This is a genomic window from Bradyrhizobium sp. TM239 (assembly GCF_036247985.1).
GTDB lineage: Bacteria > Pseudomonadota > Alphaproteobacteria > Rhizobiales > Xanthobacteraceae > Bradyrhizobium > Bradyrhizobium ottawaense.
On the sequence record NZ_BTIR01000013.1, the window covers coordinates 111914 to 126983 of the forward strand.

Below are 15070 nucleotides of genomic sequence, written 5' to 3' on the forward strand. Positions count from 1 at the left end.
CTGGAAGTCCGCTCGCGTTGCATCTGCGAATACGAGAAGTCGCAGGGCATGCTGACATTGCATTCGGAAGCATGATGAATGCGGTAAGGCCGCGCTTCCGAAACGACAGAGCTCAAGACAACGAAGAGGTACGCAAAAATTACTAGCCTGTACATTGCAGGACTCCAAAATAGAGTGGTCCTGCCCCAGGCAACGAGAAACCAATAACAGTTTGGCTGAAATGGGCCTAAAGAGCGGCTGAAAATGGCTGCGTTTACGCGACGCCGTCTGCAATCATCATAGCCTACAAATAGCGACCGAAATGATTAACTCGCAGAAAACGAATGAGCGCTCCGCGCGTCCAACGCACCGCATGCAATCAAGTCCGGTTCGCATGGGTCGTGGATTCTGCAACGAGCGCTCCTCGTCACTGCGCTGCCCCGATCGGCACGACGGCGCTCCTCACCGCATCATCGCGGCCGCGATCTTCTCCGCCGACATCAACACGGGAAAATTGGTGTTGGCGCATGGCACCACCGGGAAGATCGAGGCGTCGACGACGCGCAGGCCCTGGATGCCCTTGACGCGGCCCTGATTGTCGACCACCGCCATGGGATCGTCGGCCCGGCCCATGCGGCATGAGCAGGAGGCGTGCCAGACGCCGATGGTCGCCTTGCGCACGAAGGCTTCCAGCGCCTCGTCGTCGTTCATCACCTGGTCGAAGGTGAAACCTTCGACCACGAAATTGTCGATCATGTAGTGACGCAGCGCCGCCGGCCCGTCCATCAAGGTCGCGGCGATCTTGGTCAAGATCCTGTTCCTGGTGTTGACCACGCCGATCTTGCGGACCTTGTCCGTATAGGCGGCCGGGAACGGCTTGTCCGTCACCGCCTTGACCACGTCGCTCATCTGCACCGCCGCCATCTTGCGGAAGCCGCTCATCAGGCGATCCAGATCGCGCCGGTCGGACAACAGGTTGAACTCGACGATCGGCTCTGCCGACGGATCGCGCGAGGCGAGCTTGACCTGTCCGGTCTCGGAATAGGTCTTGTTGACGAAGGTCAGCAGCGAGCCGATCTGCTCGCCTACCGCATGCCAGGCCGATTTGGAGAGCAGGACGACGAACATGTCGCCCTTCGGCACGCCTTCGAGACCCGACGAGTAGCGCAGTCCGAGCTGCATGTGGCGCCTGGTGTGCTCGTTCATGCGCGCGCCGCGGCGGACAAAGGACGACAGCGAGATCGAGGGATGATCCATCAGGCGCTGGCCGACGCCAGGCAATCCCATCAGCACGGGAATGCCGAGATCCTTGAGATGGCCGACCGGTCCGATGCCGGCGCGGAGCAGATGCGCCGGCGAATGGATGGCGCCGCTGGAGAGGATGATCTCGCGTCCACGGAATTCCTGCTCGCGTCCGTCCACGACGGCCTTCACGCCGACGCAGCGCGTGCCCTCGAACAGCAGCTCGCGGACTTGCGTGTTGGTGGAGATGGTGAGGTTGGCGCGCTGGCGGGTGTCGCGGTCGAGATAGCCCATCGCGGCCGAGACGCGCTGCTCGGCCTGGTTGGAATGCGTCACCGGGAAATAGCCGTCGACGAACTCACCGTTCTGGTCCGGCAGGAATTGATGGCCGGCCTGCTGGAAGGCGTCTGCGAAGGCCTGCGAGTGCCGCGTCCAGTGCTCCCGCGGAATCCGGCGCACCGGGATGCGGCCGTCTTTGCCGTGATAGGGACCGTCGAAATCGAGATCGCGCTCGACCTTCTTGAAGAAGGGCAGCACGTCGTTCCACGTCCACCCTTCGGCGCCGCGCGCATCCCATTCGTCGTAATCGGTCGGGGCGCCGCGGTTGGCCATCTGGCCGTTGATCGACGAGCCGCCGCCGAGCACGCGCGCCTGCTCGTATTTGCGCAAGGGAGGCCGGCCCACGTGCGGGTTGTTGTGGCTGACGACTTGCGTCGTGACCTTGAGCTCGGTCCAGTGGAAGCGCGGATCGAAATAGGCCGTGCCCGGATAGCTGTCCCTGATCTCGGCCGGCTCGTTGCCGGGCGGGGTATCCTGGCCGGCTTCGCACAGCAGGATCTTGTTGGCACTTTTCGCGGAGAGCCGGTGGGCCAGCACGGACCCCGCCGAGCCGCCGCCCACGATAATGAAGTCATACACGATTGGCGTTTCCTGTTGTTCTTGTTGGCGGAGCTTAACGCGTTATTGTTTTGCCGTGGAAGGGCTTTGGATCGCACCGGCGCAGCTTCTCGTGTCCCGGACGCGCCGCAACGCGTAGCGTTGCTGCGCAGAGCCGGGATCCAGGAGGCTCCGGACTCGCTGTGACATGGGCCCCGGCTCTGCAGCGCACCACCGCCGGACGATGCTTCGCATCTTCGGCGGCGCTGCGCCGCGTCCGGGGCACGAGCGTCACGGCTTGGCACACGGTGCCTACGGCCTGATCGAAAAATTCTCCGGCGGCCCCGGCTTGCGCAGCGGCTCGGCGAGGCGCGCGAACTCGCACAGCAGCGAGCGCGTCTTGCGGGGATCGATGATCTCCTCGACCCAGAATTTCTCGGCCGAGCGGAATGGCGAGCGCAGCTTGTTGAGGCGCCCTTCGATCTCCTTGAGCTTCTCCGCCTTGTCCTCGGCAGCGTCAATGTCGGCGCGGTAGGCAGCCTCGATGCCGCCTTCGAGCGGCAGCGAGCCCCAATAGGCCGACGGCCAGGCGTAGCGGATCGAGAAGCGGTCGGCCGGCTGATGCACGACACCGGCAACACCGAAGGCGTTGCGCAGGATCACCGTGCACCAGGGCACGGTGGTCTGGTTCACCGCGGCCATGACGCGAACGCCGTGGCGGATGGTCGCCGCCTTCTCGGCATCGAGCCCGATCATGAAGCCCGGGCAGTCCATGAGATAGACGACCGGCAGATGGAAGGTCTCGGCGAAGTCGACCCAGCGCACCACCTTCTGGCAGGCATCCGCCGTCCAGGAGCCGCCATAGTGAAAACTATCGCTGGCGAGCACCAGCACCGCCCTGCCCTCGAGCCGCGCGAGGCCGACGATGATGGGCTTGCCGAAATTCTTGCCGACCTCGAAGAACGAGCCCCGGTCGACGACCGACTCGATAATGGGGCGCATCTTGTAGACCTGCTTGCGGTTGCGCGGCACCGCATTCATCAGCGCTTCGTCGCTGCGCTCGGGACTGTCGGCGCAGGGCAAGGTCGGCGGCAGCTCATAGACCGACGACGGCAGATAGGACAGGAAGCGCCGCGCGCAGGCGAATGCCTCCTCTTCCGTATCGACGGCGTGATCGACCGCGCCGGCGCGGGTCTGGATGTCGGCGCCGCCGAGCTCCTCCTTGGAGAGGTCCTGCCCCAGCGCCTTCACCACCGGCGGCCCCGCGACGAACATCGCGGACTTCCGGGTCATGATCGAATAGTGGCTGGCGGCAAGGCGCGCGGCACCGAGCCCTGCGACCGAGCCGAGGCCGAGTGCGACCACCGGAACGCGCGACAGGTTCTCCGTCGTGAAGCGATACCAGCGCGTGCCGCCGATGCCGCCAGGCAGGTTCGCCGCACCCTTGGTCTCGATGGTCTTGACCGAGCCGCCGCCGCCGGAGCCTTCGATGATGCGGACGATCGGCAGGCGGAAATCGTGCGCCATCTCCTCCGCCATCAGCGGCTTTGCGGAAATGGACGCATCCGCCGAGCCGCCGCGGACCGTAAAATCGTCGCCGACCACGACCACGGTGCGGCCATCGACGCGCGCGCGGCCGAACACGCAGTTCGCCGGCGTCAATTTCTGCAGCTCGCCGCTGCTATCGTACTCACCGATGCCGGAGACGGCACCGATCTCGTGGAAGCTGCCGCGATCGATCAGCTTGTCGATACGCTCCCGAACAGTCAGCCGGCCCTGGTCATGCTGTCGCTTGACCTTGTCAACGCCGCCCATCTCCCGCGCGAAGGCTTCGCGCCGGGCGAGCTCGTCGAGTTCCGGCTTCCAGTTCATTCACTCCCTCCGAATTGATCGGCTTGTTATTGTTGTGCACGGCCATTGCGACCGGCTTGCGCGAAATGCGGTTGTTGAAGGCGTCGCCTTCCGCGCCCTCCATCAGGCTGCCGAGTGAACGGCCGAGCTCGAGCATCAGGGGTGCGACTTCGGCATGCAGCCGCTGCTCGTCATACATCGTGGACAGAAGGCCGATCGTGATGACGACGTAGGTCTGGTACTGCGGCGACCAAATCGGCACCGCGAGCCCGTTGATGTGCGGGCTCCACAAGCCGCAGGCCACGACATAGCCGCGCTCTCGCAACATCTGCCGGTTGGCCTCGATGCGGGGCTTCAGGATCTTCGCAGCCTCGGGCGCTTCCCGTTCCACGTCCGCGATGAACGCATCGCCGATCTCCGGCGCTAGCGCCGCGGTGTAGGCCGCGCCCGCAGCGGTCGAGGCCATCGAGATGCGGCTGCCGGTGCCCTCGTGCAGGCCGAGGGCGGTCGCCGAGCGCGCGAACTGCAGATAGACCAGATGAAAGCGATCGGGCACGACGAAACCGACAGTGCCCGGCAGCTGTTCGGCGACTTCCTGCAGACGTTGTCGGATCATGCTGCGCAGCTGCGCGCCCTTCATCATCGAGGCGCTCATCGCCACCGCGCTCGGGCCGATGCGATACTTCTGATCACGCGGCAGGTAGACCAGCTGGCCCATCCGCGTCAGCGTGTGCGTGAGCCGCGAGACCGTCGAGCGCGGCAGGCCGCAGCGATTTGAGATCTCGAGATTGCCGAGCCTGGCCTCATGGCCCTCGAAGCATCGCAACACGTCGAACGCGCGCGAGACCACCTGGATGACATCACCCTCACCGGCATCGCCAGCGAGCACGCCTTGCCTACTTAATCGCTCGGATCGTCGTCCCATGTTCCCTACCGTTTGTTCCGCTGTGCGGAATTAAATTCCACTTGCAGACGACGCTACCTCAGGCATTTTGCGACGACAACAAAAAGGCGATGGCATGCCAGAAATTAAGATCGTCACGGAGATCGCCGGACGCGTCTGCGCAACTCCCGTGCAAGTTGGAGGAACCGTTGCGGATGGCGATGACGTTGTAATCGTCGAAGCCATGAAGATGGAAATACCGGTGCTCTCGCCCGCGAGCGGCACGATCACATCGCTTCTGGTGAAACTCGACGACGTCGTTGCGGAGGGTCAGGCAATCGCGATTGTCGCGAGCTGAAGTGCGTTCTCTTCGTGGCCATCCTTCGAGACGCCCGCGACGGCGGGCTCCTCAGGATGAGGTCTGTTTTCGCAGCAGATTCGTAGACCTCATGGAGAGGAGCGCCGCTTACGACGCGTCTCGAACCATGGGCCGAGCACTCCGTATTCGCCGCGAGGCCGCATCCTCCGCGACAATGTGTCAGTCCGATGCGTCGCATTCCCGGTAGGGCGTTGCCATCGCCTGATACGGGTGACATGATCCGTCTCAAACAAAACTCTGTTTCAAACAAAGAATGAAAATCTTCGCGGCGAACGCGAAGTTCATTGGAGGGAAACATGCTTCGTGGGCTGCTCATGCTCGCGCCTGCCTTGGTGGCGGGCATTTCTTTTGCGTCTACACGCTATTCGTTCGCCGAAGACATCAAGCTGCCGGCGACGTTGACGTTCACCGCCTACGACACCGGAACAGCCGGCTTCAATATCGCCGTCGGCGTCGGCAAGATGATGAAGGACAAATACGGCACCGACGTGCGCGTGCTGCCCGCAGGCAACGACGTCGCTCGCCTCGCGCCGCTGCGCGCCAAGCGCGCGGCATCCTCGGCAATGGGATCCGGCACCTACTTCGCGCAGGAGGGCATGTTCGAGTTCGGCGCGAAGGAATGGGGCCCGCAGCCGCTTCAGATCTTGCTCTCGACCGTCGACTGCAATTGCGGCTCGCTTGGCGTTGCCGCCGACACCGGCGTGAAGGAGCTGAAGGACCTCAAGGGCAAGCGTGTCGGCTTCGTGGTCGGCTCGCCCGCGCTGAACCAGAACTCGCTCGCAGTGCTCGCCTTCGCCGGGCTGACGCAGAAGGACGTCAAGGCCGTCGAGTTCGCGAGCTACGGCGCGATGTGGAAAGGGCTGATCAACAACGACGTCGACGCCGCCTTCGGCACCACCATCACCGGCCCCGCCAAGGAAGCGGAGACCTCGCCGCGCGGCCTGATCTGGCCGCCGCTGCCCGCCAAGGACAAGGAAGGCTGGGCGCGGATGCAGAAGGTCGGCTCGTTCTTCTTCCCGCAAGTCGCGACCTGCGGCGCCGGCATCTCGCCGGACAAACCGGTCGAGCTCGGCAACTACCCCTACCCGATCTTCGTCGCCTATGCCTCGCAGCCGGCCGACCAGGTCTATGCGATCACCAAGGCGATGATCGTCAACTACGATGCCTACAAGGACTCCGCGCCCGGCGCCGGCGGTCTCGCCGCCGACCGCCAGACCAAGAACTGGGTGGTGCCGGTGCATCCCGGCTCGGTGAAGGCGCTGAAGGAAGCCGGGCAATGGAGCGATGCGCAGGAGGCGCACAACAACAAACTGATCAAGCGGCAAGAGGTGCTGGCAGCCGCGTGGGCCGATTACGGCAAGTCCAACCCACCGTCGGACGACAAGGCGTTCCTCGAGGGCTGGATGAAGGCGCGCGCGACGGCGCTTGCGAAAGCCGACATGCCGAACGGGTTCGAGGATTAGTCTTGCGATGGGATTGACGGTTGCCACGGCGGCAGTGCGCCCCTCTCCCGCAAGCGGGAGAGGTTGAGGAGCCCGCGGCACGATCGCTTCAACCAACTGCCATTTGCCTAGTCAGCATTTTACAGCCTACACCCGGGGGCGATGATGTCTTCTGTTTCCACCTCCACCGCCCCGCAAGACGAGACCAAGCGGGTCGTGTTCGACGATCCCCATGGCGCGGCCGGCAACATGCAGGAGGCCGAGGTCACGCGCGTGCGCACCTTGCGCGGCGCCTGGCGCTGGACGCTGGTCGCGGCGACCGCGGCGACGATCCTGCTCTGCATCAACCAGCAATTCTCGCTGCGCTTCTTCATCGGCTACACCCAGCTCAACACGGAGTATTTCTATCTCCTGATCGCGTTGATGCTGCCCTTCACCTTCCTGATCTTTCCGGGCACGGAGCGCGCCCCACTCGACCGGATTCCCTGGTACGACCTGTTGCTTTTCGTCGCGACGTTCGCCGCAGCGCTGCTGCTGATGTCGAACGTGCGCAAGGCGGCGGAAGCCGGCTGGGAGTTCGGCGGCGCGCCGAACAACGTGATCGCCGCGGGCCTCGTGATGTGGGTGATGCTGATGGAGGCGCTGCGCCGCACCGGGGGCTGGAGCCTGCTGCTGAGCGTGCTCCCCTTTACGGTCTATCCGCTGTTTGCCGAATCCGGCTGGCTCGGTCCGTTCCGCGGCACGCAATCGACGCTGGAGCAGGCGACCGCCTATCACGTGCTGTCGGGCGAAAGCCTGCTCGGCATTCCGATCCAGGCCTTCGCCGACACCGTGATCGGCTTCCTCGTGTTCGGCACGGCGCTGATGATGACCGGCGCCGGAAAATTCTTCATCAACCTTGCCTTCGCGTTGTGCGGCACGTTCCGCGGCGGCGCGGCCAAGGTCTGCATCTTTGCCAGCGGCCTGCTCGGCATGATGTCGGGATCGATCATCTCCAACGTGCTGACCGCCGGCACCATGACCATCCCCGTGATGAAGAAGAGCGGCTTCCGCGCCTCCTATGCCGGCGCGATCGAGGCCTGCGCCTCGACCGGCGCGGTGCTGGCACCGCCGGTGATGGGCGCGACCGCCTTCGTGATCGCGCAGTTCCTCAATATCAGCTACGCCGAGGTCGCGGTCGCCGCGATCATCCCGGCAGCGCTCTATTATGTCGGCCTGTTCATGCAGGTCGATTCCTACGCCGCGCGCCACGGGCTGAAGGGAATTCCGCGCGCGGAGCTGCCGCGGGTCATGGATACGATCAAGGACGGCTGGTACTACGTCTTCGTCATCGCCCTGCTGATCGTGATGCTGCTCTACTTCAAGCGCGAGAGCCATGCACCGTTCTACGCGACCGCGCTGCTGCTCGTGCTGAACCAGCTCTTCTCCAAGGACACGCGCTGGACCTTTGCGACGATCGGCAAATTCCTCGAAGTCAACGGCCGCACCTTCGTCGAGCTCGTCGGCATCCTCGCCGGCTGCGGTCTTCTGATCGGCGCGTTCTCGATGACCGGCGTGGTGTCGAGCCTTGCCAATGACCTCCTGCATATTGCCGGCGACAATCCGTTCCTGCTGCTCGGCATGTGCGCCCTCACCAGCCTGATCCTCGGCCTCGGGCTGACGACGACGGCCTGCTACATCTTCCTCGCCATCCTGGTCGCGCCCGCGCTCGAGAAGCTCGGGCTGAACAAGATGGCCGTGCACATGTTCATCTTCTATTGGGGCATGCTGTCGTCGATCACCCCGCCGGTCGCGATCGCGTCCTTCGCGGCCGCAGGCATCGCCGGCTCGCCGGCGATGAAGACGGGCTGGGAATCGATGTGGGTCGGCAGCATCATCTATTTCATCCCGTTCTTCTTCGTGCTCAATCCGGCGCTGGTGCTGCAGGGGCCGAGCCCGTATCTGACCGGCCTCGGGCTAATGGGACTTGCCGCGTTCGGCACGCTGTTCATCTGCGGCGGCATCCAGGGCTACCAGCCCTTCGTCGGGGATCTGCGCGGCACAGGCAGCCTGGAATGGCCGATCCGCGTGCTGCTGGTGATCGGCGGCTTCGTGGTGGCGACACCGGGTGGCGGGATCATGCCGCTGTCGCAGATGCAGGTGACGCTGCTGGGCCTTGCCATCCTTGTACCCACGGTTTTGCTCGCCCTTCTGCTGGTCCGGCGGCAGGCGGTGGTTCCGGACGGGTTGCGCGTGCCCTGATTGCGTTGCACAAGAGAGGCGATGACCCCGCTCTCGCCTCTCGCCGCCGCCTGGACCCGCTCGAAGCCGCCCTTACTGCGGTTTCTGGGCAATTGCCTCAACGAATTCTCCGCCGAAACCTCAGGCAGCGTCGCCGACTACATTCCCGAGCTGAGCAAGGCTGATCCTGCCCATTTTGGCATCAGCCTCGCCACGCTCGACGGCCATGTCTACGAGGTCGGCGACTCCAGGGTGCCCTTCACCATCCAGTCGATGTCAAAACCGTTCGTGTTCGCGCTGGCGCTGGACCTTCTGGGCGCAGGCCGGGTCGAGAGCGCGATCGGCGTCGAACCGTCGGGAGATCCCTTCAATTCGATCCGGCTCAATTCCGAGAACCACCCGTTCAACCCGATGGTCAATGCCGGCGCGATCGCCTGCACCGGGCTGATCTACGACAGCAAGGGCGCAGACGCCTTCGAGCAGATTCGCCTCGCGCTGAGCCGCTTCGCCGGTCGTGATCTCGCCGTGGACGAAGCCGTCTACGCCTCCGAAAGCCAGACCGGCGACCGCAACCGCGCCATCGGGTATCTCTTGAAGACCAACGCGGTGATCTCGGACAATGTTGCGGGCGTGCTCGACGTCTATTTCCGGCAATGCGCCGTGCTGGTCACCGCGCGCGACATCGCGGTGATGGCGGCGACCCTCGCCAACCGCGGCGTCAATCCGGTCACGGGCGAGCAGGTGCTGACGCCTTACGCGATCTCGCGCACGCTCTCGGTGATGACCTCGTCGGGCATGTACGACTATGCCGGCGAATGGATCTACCGGATCGGCATTCCCGCCAAGAGCGGCGTCGGCGGCGGCATCCTCGCGGCCCTGCCCGCCCGCCTCGGGCTCGGCAGCTATTCGCCGAAGCTCGACAAGCACGGCAACAGCGTGCGCGGTATCAAGGTCTGCGAGGCGTTGTCCTCGCATTACGATCTGCACATGCTCAACCGCAGCGACGACGCCCGCAACGCCGTGATCGCCGACTACGACATCGGCAGAAGCCCGTCGCGGCGCGTCCGCCGGCCGCAGGAGCGCGAGATTCTCGCCGCGCATGAGCAGGAGGTGCGGATCATCGAGCTGGTCGGTACGCTGTCGCTGTCCGCGGTCGACTACGTCTCCCGCCGGCTCGCGGGGCGGCCGCGGCCGCAATTCGTGATCTTCGATCTGCACCGCGTCACCTCGACCACGCGCGCCGGCGCGCGGCTCGTCGCCGAGGCGTTCGAGGAGCTCGCCGCACTGAATGTCACGGTGGTGCTGTCGGGCGTCAGGCGCGCGTCCAAGGAGTGGGATACGTTGCGCGAATGGACGGCCGAGCTGAAGAACGTTCGCGACTTCTATTTGCTCGACACCGCGATCGAATGGGCGGAGGACCAGATCGTCTACCGCTACGGCGGCTCGATCGACTTTCACGAGGCCACCGAGCTTGCCGAGCAGCCGCTGCTCGAAGGCCTCGGCGAGGACGAGCTGACCGATCTCATCTCGATCTGCACCATCCGGACCTACCAGTCCGGCGCGAAGATTCTCACCACAGGCGATCCCGCCGATTCCCTGTTCTTCCTGCGCAGTGGCGCCGTGCACGTCACGCTGCCCGACGGCGTGCGGCTCGCGACGCTGACCGCGGGCATGGCGTTCGGCGAGATGGCGCTGCTGGAGTCCACGCGCTCGGCCGACGTCTTCGCCGACATGGCAGCGACGGCCTATGAGGCTCCGCTGCAGGAATTCGAACGATTCCGCCAGCAGCACCCGCACGCCAGCGAGCGCATCATGCGCAACCTCGCCCAGCTCCTCGCCGACCGCCTGATCGTCGCCAACGCGAAGGTGGATATCTTGACGTCGATGTAGAGCAGCTCATTCACGACAGGTCATCATGCCCAGGCTTGTCCCGGCCATGACGCTGTGGAGGCTGTCGGTGTCCGGCCTACATCTCTTGCTCAACGGCTCGCGGCTTCGCTCAGTCGCCGCTTGATCTTCGCCGCGCTCCTTTCGAGCAGCTCGGACGGCTTCTGGCCGGTCGCCGCGCACAGGCAGGCCCAGTAGTAGACGACATCGCCGAGCTCATCGACGAGGCCAGCCTTGTCGAGCCAGTCATCGCGCAGCAGCTTCTTGATGTGCTCGGCCACCTCGCCGGCCTCGCCCGCGAGGCCGAGACCGAGATAGGACAGCCGCTCGTTGGACGGATGCTCATCGACTTTGGCAATGGTTGCGGCCCAGGCCGCGTAGTCGTCGATCGTCATGGGCATCCCTCGTCGCGTCTTGAGATCAGCCCACCACTTCGGTGACGGGCTGGAGATCGATCTCGAAAGTCTCCAAAAACTTTGACGTCATGATGTAGAACCCGACCGAGAGCTGGAGCTCGACCAGTGCGGCCGGCGTCAGCTTCGCAGCGATCGCCTTGAAGGTCGCATCGGTCGGCTTCTTGAGCTTCACGATCTCGTCGGTGAAGGCGAGCGCGGCGCGCTGCACCTCGTTGAAGCACGTCGCCGCCTGCCAGTTTTCGAGCGCCTCGTTCTGCGCGTCGGTGACGCCGACATTCTTGCCGATCCGCTTGTGCGCGACGATCTCGTACGGCGCCTCGCACAAGATGCCGGTGCGGGTGATCGCGAGCTCGCGCACGACCGGATCGAGCTCGCCCTTGTGGCGGATGGCGCCCCCCAGGCGGCAGTACTGCTCGAAATAGCTTGGCGAGTGCGCCATCATGCGGAAGATGTTGGCGTTGCGGTTCTTGTCGAGAATTTCGCGGGTGCGGTCGGATGCCTTGGACGGGTCGCTGTAGTTGATGCGGGCCATGATTTTCCTGAAGTTTTCCCTAGTTTTTGATGCTTTTTGTCGTCGTCCGCGCAAGTCCCCAAAGACTCTATTCGCGCGAGGACGCAGGAGCAACATTATCGAGTCAAATTGCCGCCGCATTGCTGATCGACCCTGACACAGTCGATATTCGCCGCGTGGGGACAAATCGCGGTGAGTACTCGTAAGTGGGGTGTTCCGAGTAAAACAATTGGCCGTCGGGTGCGCTAGCCGCACAACGATGAGTCACGCCCAAGTCTAGGGAGAAAAAGGCATGAAGGAAGCCACCAAGGGGGCGGCCTCGGGAGCGCTCGCGCATATGCTGGCGGTGACGGCGATGCTCGTCATCGCCAGCATCTTGTTCTACGGGCGTTAGTTGGAGTTCTAGAGTTTTCGTCATTCCGGGGTGGCCCCTCGCACAGGCCAGGCCCAGAATACCCGTTCCAGGCTCGGTCCCATGACCGCCCCCGAATGACGAATCCCTCTTACAGCTCTCTCGTGAAGAATGGCACAAGCTTTCCCGCAAACGGCTTGAAGCTCGCAGTGACCGAATCGCCGATGGCCAGATCGTTCTCGCCGTGGGCCATCATGCGAAAACCCTCGGCGCAATCGACCAGCAGGATGTTGTAGGGCACGTGTGCGCGCGTCTCCGGCGTGGCGGCGCGGCAAACCAGCGAGGCCGCATAGACCCGGCCCTTGCCGCTGGCACGCTGCTCGCGCGGATCTGATTCGCCACAAGCCGCGCAGAAGGCACGGTGGAAATACTGCACATGCCCGCATGCGCTGCAGGTCTGGTAGGTGATCGCCGCTTCGCCCTTGGTCCAGTCCACGATTCGCTCGCTCATCGCACCCGCTCCAGGAACATGCTGACATGCGACGACAGCACGCCGCCGTCGCCATGCAGCAGCGCGATCGAGGCGTCGCGCACCTGGCGGGTAGCCGCCCGCCCCGTCATCTGCAAATGCGCCTCGACCAGATGCGCCATCGCGCCGCCGACGCCGCAATGGCCGTAGCTGAGCAGGCCGCCATGGGTGTTGAGCGGCATCGCGCCGTCGCGGCTGAATTGACCTGATCGCACGCGGGCTGCGGCCTCACCGCGGCCGGCAAGGCCGAGGTCTTCCAGCAGCATCGCGAGCGTGATGGTGAAACTGTCGTAGATCGCGGCGTAGCGCACATCGGAGATCGCAAGGCCCGTGGCCTCCTTGGCGCGCGCGATGGAGATCTCGGCGCCGAGCGCGCTCAGCGCCGGCGCGGCCGTGACATGCTGATGCGTGTGCGCCTGGGCGCAGCCGCGGATGCGCACGCCCGCGTCCCCGGTTCGCTCGCGGCTGATCACGAACGCCGCGCCGCCGTCGGACACCGGGCAGCAGTCGAGCAGCTTGAGCGGCATCGCCACCGGCTTCGAGGCCATGACGTCGGCAACGGTGATCGGGTCATGGAATTGCGCGCCGGGATGGGTGCAGGCGTGGCTTCGCATCAGCACGGCGAACTCGGCGAGGTCTTCTTCCGTCACGCCGTATTCGTGCATGTATCTGTTGGCGACGAGGCCGTAATAGGCGGGGATCGTTGGCCCCAGCGGCACCTCGTAGTCGGGATGGCCGACCTGCGCCAGCGCCTGGATCGAGGCATCGCGGCTCTGCCCGGTGAGGCGGTTCTCGCCGGCGACGACCAGCACGTTGCGGCAGACTCCTGCCTCGACGAGGTGATGCGCCAGCATCGTCATCGCAAGCCCCGTGGCGCCGCCGACCTGCACGGCATGGGCATAGGACGGGCGAATGCCAAAGTGCTCGGCGAACACGGTCGCGAGCATGATGTGGGGCGAGACGGTGGAATAGCCGCAAAGGATGCCGTCGATCTCAGTGCGCTTCAGCCCGGCATCGTCGAGCGCGGCTTGCGCGGCCTGGCTCATCAGGTCGAGCGAGGACGAGCCGTCATGCTTGCCGAAAGACGTGAGGCCGACGCCGGTGATGAAGCTCATCGTCTCTCCTCCTCGTCATTCCGGGGCGCGCCCCTTGGCGCGAGCCCGGAATCCATACTTCCGATCGTGGCTATGGATTCCGGGCTCGCGACTTCGTCGCGCCCCGGAATGACGGATGAGAGAGTTGTCGCCATCGCTTCCTCCCCTACTCCGGCGGCGAGCGCGTGACGCCGTCGCGCACCATGGCGGCGATCTCGTCGGCGGAGTATCCGATCCCGCGAAGAATTTCCGCGCCGTGCTCGTTGAGACGCGGGGCCAGCCGCACCGGCTCTGCCTCCGTCTCGGACCAGGTCGCCGTCACCTTCATGCTGCGGATCGCGCCCTCGGTCGGATGGGTCACGACCGGGAAGAAATTCGTCGCCTCCAGATGCTCGTCGTGCAGGATGGAGCCGAGGTCGTGCATCGGCATCACGGGCACGTCGGCCTTCGTCAGCAGATCGATCCACTCCGCTGTGGGGCGCGTCTCGAAGATGCGCGCGAGCTCGGCATAGACCACGTCGATATTGGCGGCACGACCCGCGAAGGTCGCGAATCTGGGATCGGCCCGCAGATCATCGCGCGCCGTCGCCTTGAAGAAGTTCTCCCACTGCTTGTCGTTGTAGACGATGACGCTGAGATAGCCGTCCGAGGTCTTGTAGGGTCTGCGGTCGCGCGAGAGGTGGCGGGCATAGCCGCCCTTGTCGAGCGGCGGCTCATAGGTGAGCCCGCCCATGTGATCGCCCATGACGAAGCCGGCCATGGTCTCGAACATCGGGATGTCCAGACGCTGGCCGCGGCCGGTGCGGTCGCGATGGACGAGACTGGCACAGATCGCGCCGACGGCGGTGAGGCCGACGATGCGATCGACCAGCGCGTTCGGCACGTAGCGCGGCACGCCGTCGCCGGTCTGTGCCATCAGCGCCGGCAGCGCGGTGGCGCCCTGGATCAGATCGTCATAGGCGGGCTTTGCGGCATAGGGCCCGTCCTGGCCGAAGCCGAACACGCCGGCATAGACCAGGCGCGGGTTGATTTTCGAGACGACGTCGTAGCCGAGCTGAAGCCGCGCCATCGCCTGCGGGCGGACGTTGTAGACGAGGACGTCGGCGTCCTTCAGCAGCCGCAACACGGCCTCGCGGCCCGCGGGCTTCTTCAGATCGAGGCAGATCGAGCGCTTGCTGCGATTGGTGTTGAGAAACACCGGGCCCATGCCGGCGTGACGCATCGGGCCGATCAGGCGGGTGACGTCGCCGTCGAGCGATTCCACCTTGATGACGTCAGCGCCGTAATCGCCGAGCATCTGGGTCGCATAAGGCCCCATCAGCACGGTGGTCATGTCGATGACCTTGATGCCCTTCAGCGGCCCCATCATTTCCGCTCCCGATTGCGCGGGGGCTCAAGGCGCCGCCCCG

12 protein-coding genes are annotated in these 15070 nt (G+C 64.8%); 4 read left to right on the forward strand and 8 right to left on the reverse strand.

What is annotated here, in order from left to right:
- Positions 1–441 precede the first annotated feature (441 nt).
- The 3 genes from AABA84_RS23100 to AABA84_RS23110 form a co-directional block, all read right to left on the reverse strand.
- Positions 442–2139, reverse strand: coding sequence for a GMC family oxidoreductase (locus AABA84_RS23100; RefSeq protein WP_338307040.1), 1698 nt, complete (start codon positions 2137–2139; stop codon positions 442–444).
- 270 nt (positions 2140–2409) lie between these two features.
- Positions 2410–3969: an acyl-CoA carboxylase subunit beta gene (locus tag AABA84_RS23105; protein WP_212246440.1), complete on the reverse strand. Its 1560-nt coding sequence runs from the start codon at positions 3967–3969 to the stop codon at positions 2410–2412.
- A complete protein-coding gene (locus AABA84_RS23110) occupies positions 3899–4873 on the reverse strand; it encodes an IclR family transcriptional regulator (RefSeq protein ID WP_338307042.1) in 975 nt (324 codons plus the stop codon). The genes AABA84_RS23105 and AABA84_RS23110 overlap by 71 nt, the downstream gene beginning before the upstream one ends.
- 94 nt (positions 4874–4967) lie before the next feature.
- On the opposite strand from AABA84_RS23110, the gene AABA84_RS23115 reads away from it, so the two are divergent.
- The 4 genes from AABA84_RS23115 (at position 4968) to glsA (ending at position 10762) form a co-directional block, all read left to right on the forward strand.
- Entirely contained in the window at positions 4968–5189 is a 222-nt protein-coding gene (locus AABA84_RS23115) for an acetyl-CoA carboxylase biotin carboxyl carrier protein subunit (protein ID WP_212246878.1), read from the forward strand.
- 317 nt (positions 5190–5506) lie between these two features.
- The gene (locus AABA84_RS23120) at positions 5507–6673 is read left to right on the forward strand and encodes a TAXI family TRAP transporter solute-binding subunit (RefSeq protein ID WP_338307043.1); all 1167 of its coding nucleotides are present in this window, start codon (positions 5507–5509) and stop codon (positions 6671–6673) included.
- Between the two features lie 144 nt (positions 6674–6817).
- Positions 6818–8893: a TRAP transporter permease gene (locus tag AABA84_RS23125; protein WP_212246445.1), complete on the forward strand. Its 2076-nt coding sequence runs from the start codon at positions 6818–6820 to the stop codon at positions 8891–8893.
- 21 nt (positions 8894–8914) lie between these two features.
- The gene (gene glsA, locus AABA84_RS23130; RefSeq protein ID WP_338313278.1) at positions 8915–10762 is read left to right on the forward strand and encodes a glutaminase A; all 1848 of its coding nucleotides are present in this window, start codon (positions 8915–8917) and stop codon (positions 10760–10762) included.
- Between the two features lie 89 nt (positions 10763–10851).
- Here the strand turns inward: glsA and AABA84_RS23135 are convergent, their stop codons facing one another.
- The 5 genes from AABA84_RS23135 to AABA84_RS23155 form a co-directional block, all read right to left on the reverse strand.
- The gene (locus AABA84_RS23135) at positions 10852–11154 is read right to left on the reverse strand and encodes a nucleoside triphosphate pyrophosphohydrolase family protein (protein ID WP_212246457.1); all 303 of its coding nucleotides are present in this window, start codon (positions 11152–11154) and stop codon (positions 10852–10854) included.
- A gap of 25 nt (positions 11155–11179) precedes the next feature.
- On the reverse strand, positions 11180–11707 hold the full coding sequence (locus AABA84_RS23140; protein WP_028145150.1) for a carboxymuconolactone decarboxylase family protein: 528 nt from the start codon (positions 11705–11707) through the stop codon (positions 11180–11182).
- Between the two features lie 482 nt (positions 11708–12189).
- Positions 12190–12549 (reverse strand): Zn-ribbon domain-containing OB-fold protein, encoded by a 360-nt coding sequence (locus tag AABA84_RS23145; protein WP_338313280.1) that lies wholly within the window; start codon positions 12547–12549, stop codon positions 12190–12192.
- Positions 12546–13682, reverse strand: a complete 1137-nt coding sequence (locus AABA84_RS23150; protein WP_338313281.1) for a thiolase family protein — start codon at positions 13680–13682, stop codon at positions 12546–12548. Before AABA84_RS23150 ends, AABA84_RS23145 begins: the two co-directional genes overlap by 4 nt.
- Positions 13683–13827: 145 nt before the next feature.
- Complete coding sequence (locus AABA84_RS23155; RefSeq protein ID WP_338307192.1) at positions 13828–15027, reverse strand: CaiB/BaiF CoA transferase family protein; 1200 nt, start codon at positions 15025–15027, stop codon at positions 13828–13830.
- Between the last annotated feature and the right edge of the window lie 43 nt (positions 15028–15070).

Coding starts and splice junctions, on each gene's coding strand:
- AABA84_RS23105 (WP_212246440.1), bottom strand. CDS start 3,969: ATGAACTGGAAGCCGGAACTCGACGAGCTCGCCCGGCGCGAAGCCTTC.
- AABA84_RS23110 (WP_338307042.1), bottom strand. CDS start 4,873: ATGGGACGACGATCCGAGCGATTAAGTAGGCAAGGCGTGCTCGCTGGC.
- AABA84_RS23115 (WP_212246878.1), top strand. CDS start 4,968: ATGCCAGAAATTAAGATCGTCACGGAGATCGCCGGACGCGTCTGCGCA.
- AABA84_RS23120 (WP_338307043.1), top strand. CDS start 5,507: ATGCTTCGTGGGCTGCTCATGCTCGCGCCTGCCTTGGTGGCGGGCATT.
- AABA84_RS23125 (WP_212246445.1), top strand. CDS start 6,818: ATGTCTTCTGTTTCCACCTCCACCGCCCCGCAAGACGAGACCAAGCGG.
- glsA (WP_338313278.1), top strand. CDS start 8,915: ATGACCCCGCTCTCGCCTCTCGCCGCCGCCTGGACCCGCTCGAAGCCG.
- AABA84_RS23135 (WP_212246457.1), bottom strand. CDS start 11,154: ATGACGATCGACGACTACGCGGCCTGGGCCGCAACCATTGCCAAAGTC.
- AABA84_RS23140 (WP_028145150.1), bottom strand. CDS start 11,707: ATGGCCCGCATCAACTACAGCGACCCGTCCAAGGCATCCGACCGCACC.
- AABA84_RS23145 (WP_338313280.1), bottom strand. CDS start 12,549: ATGAGCGAGCGAATCGTGGACTGGACCAAGGGCGAAGCGGCGATCACC.
- AABA84_RS23150 (WP_338313281.1), bottom strand. CDS start 13,682: ATGAGCTTCATCACCGGCGTCGGCCTCACGTCTTTCGGCAAGCATGAC.
- AABA84_RS23155 (WP_338307192.1), bottom strand. CDS start 15,027: ATGGGGCCGCTGAAGGGCATCAAGGTCATCGACATGACCACCGTGCTG.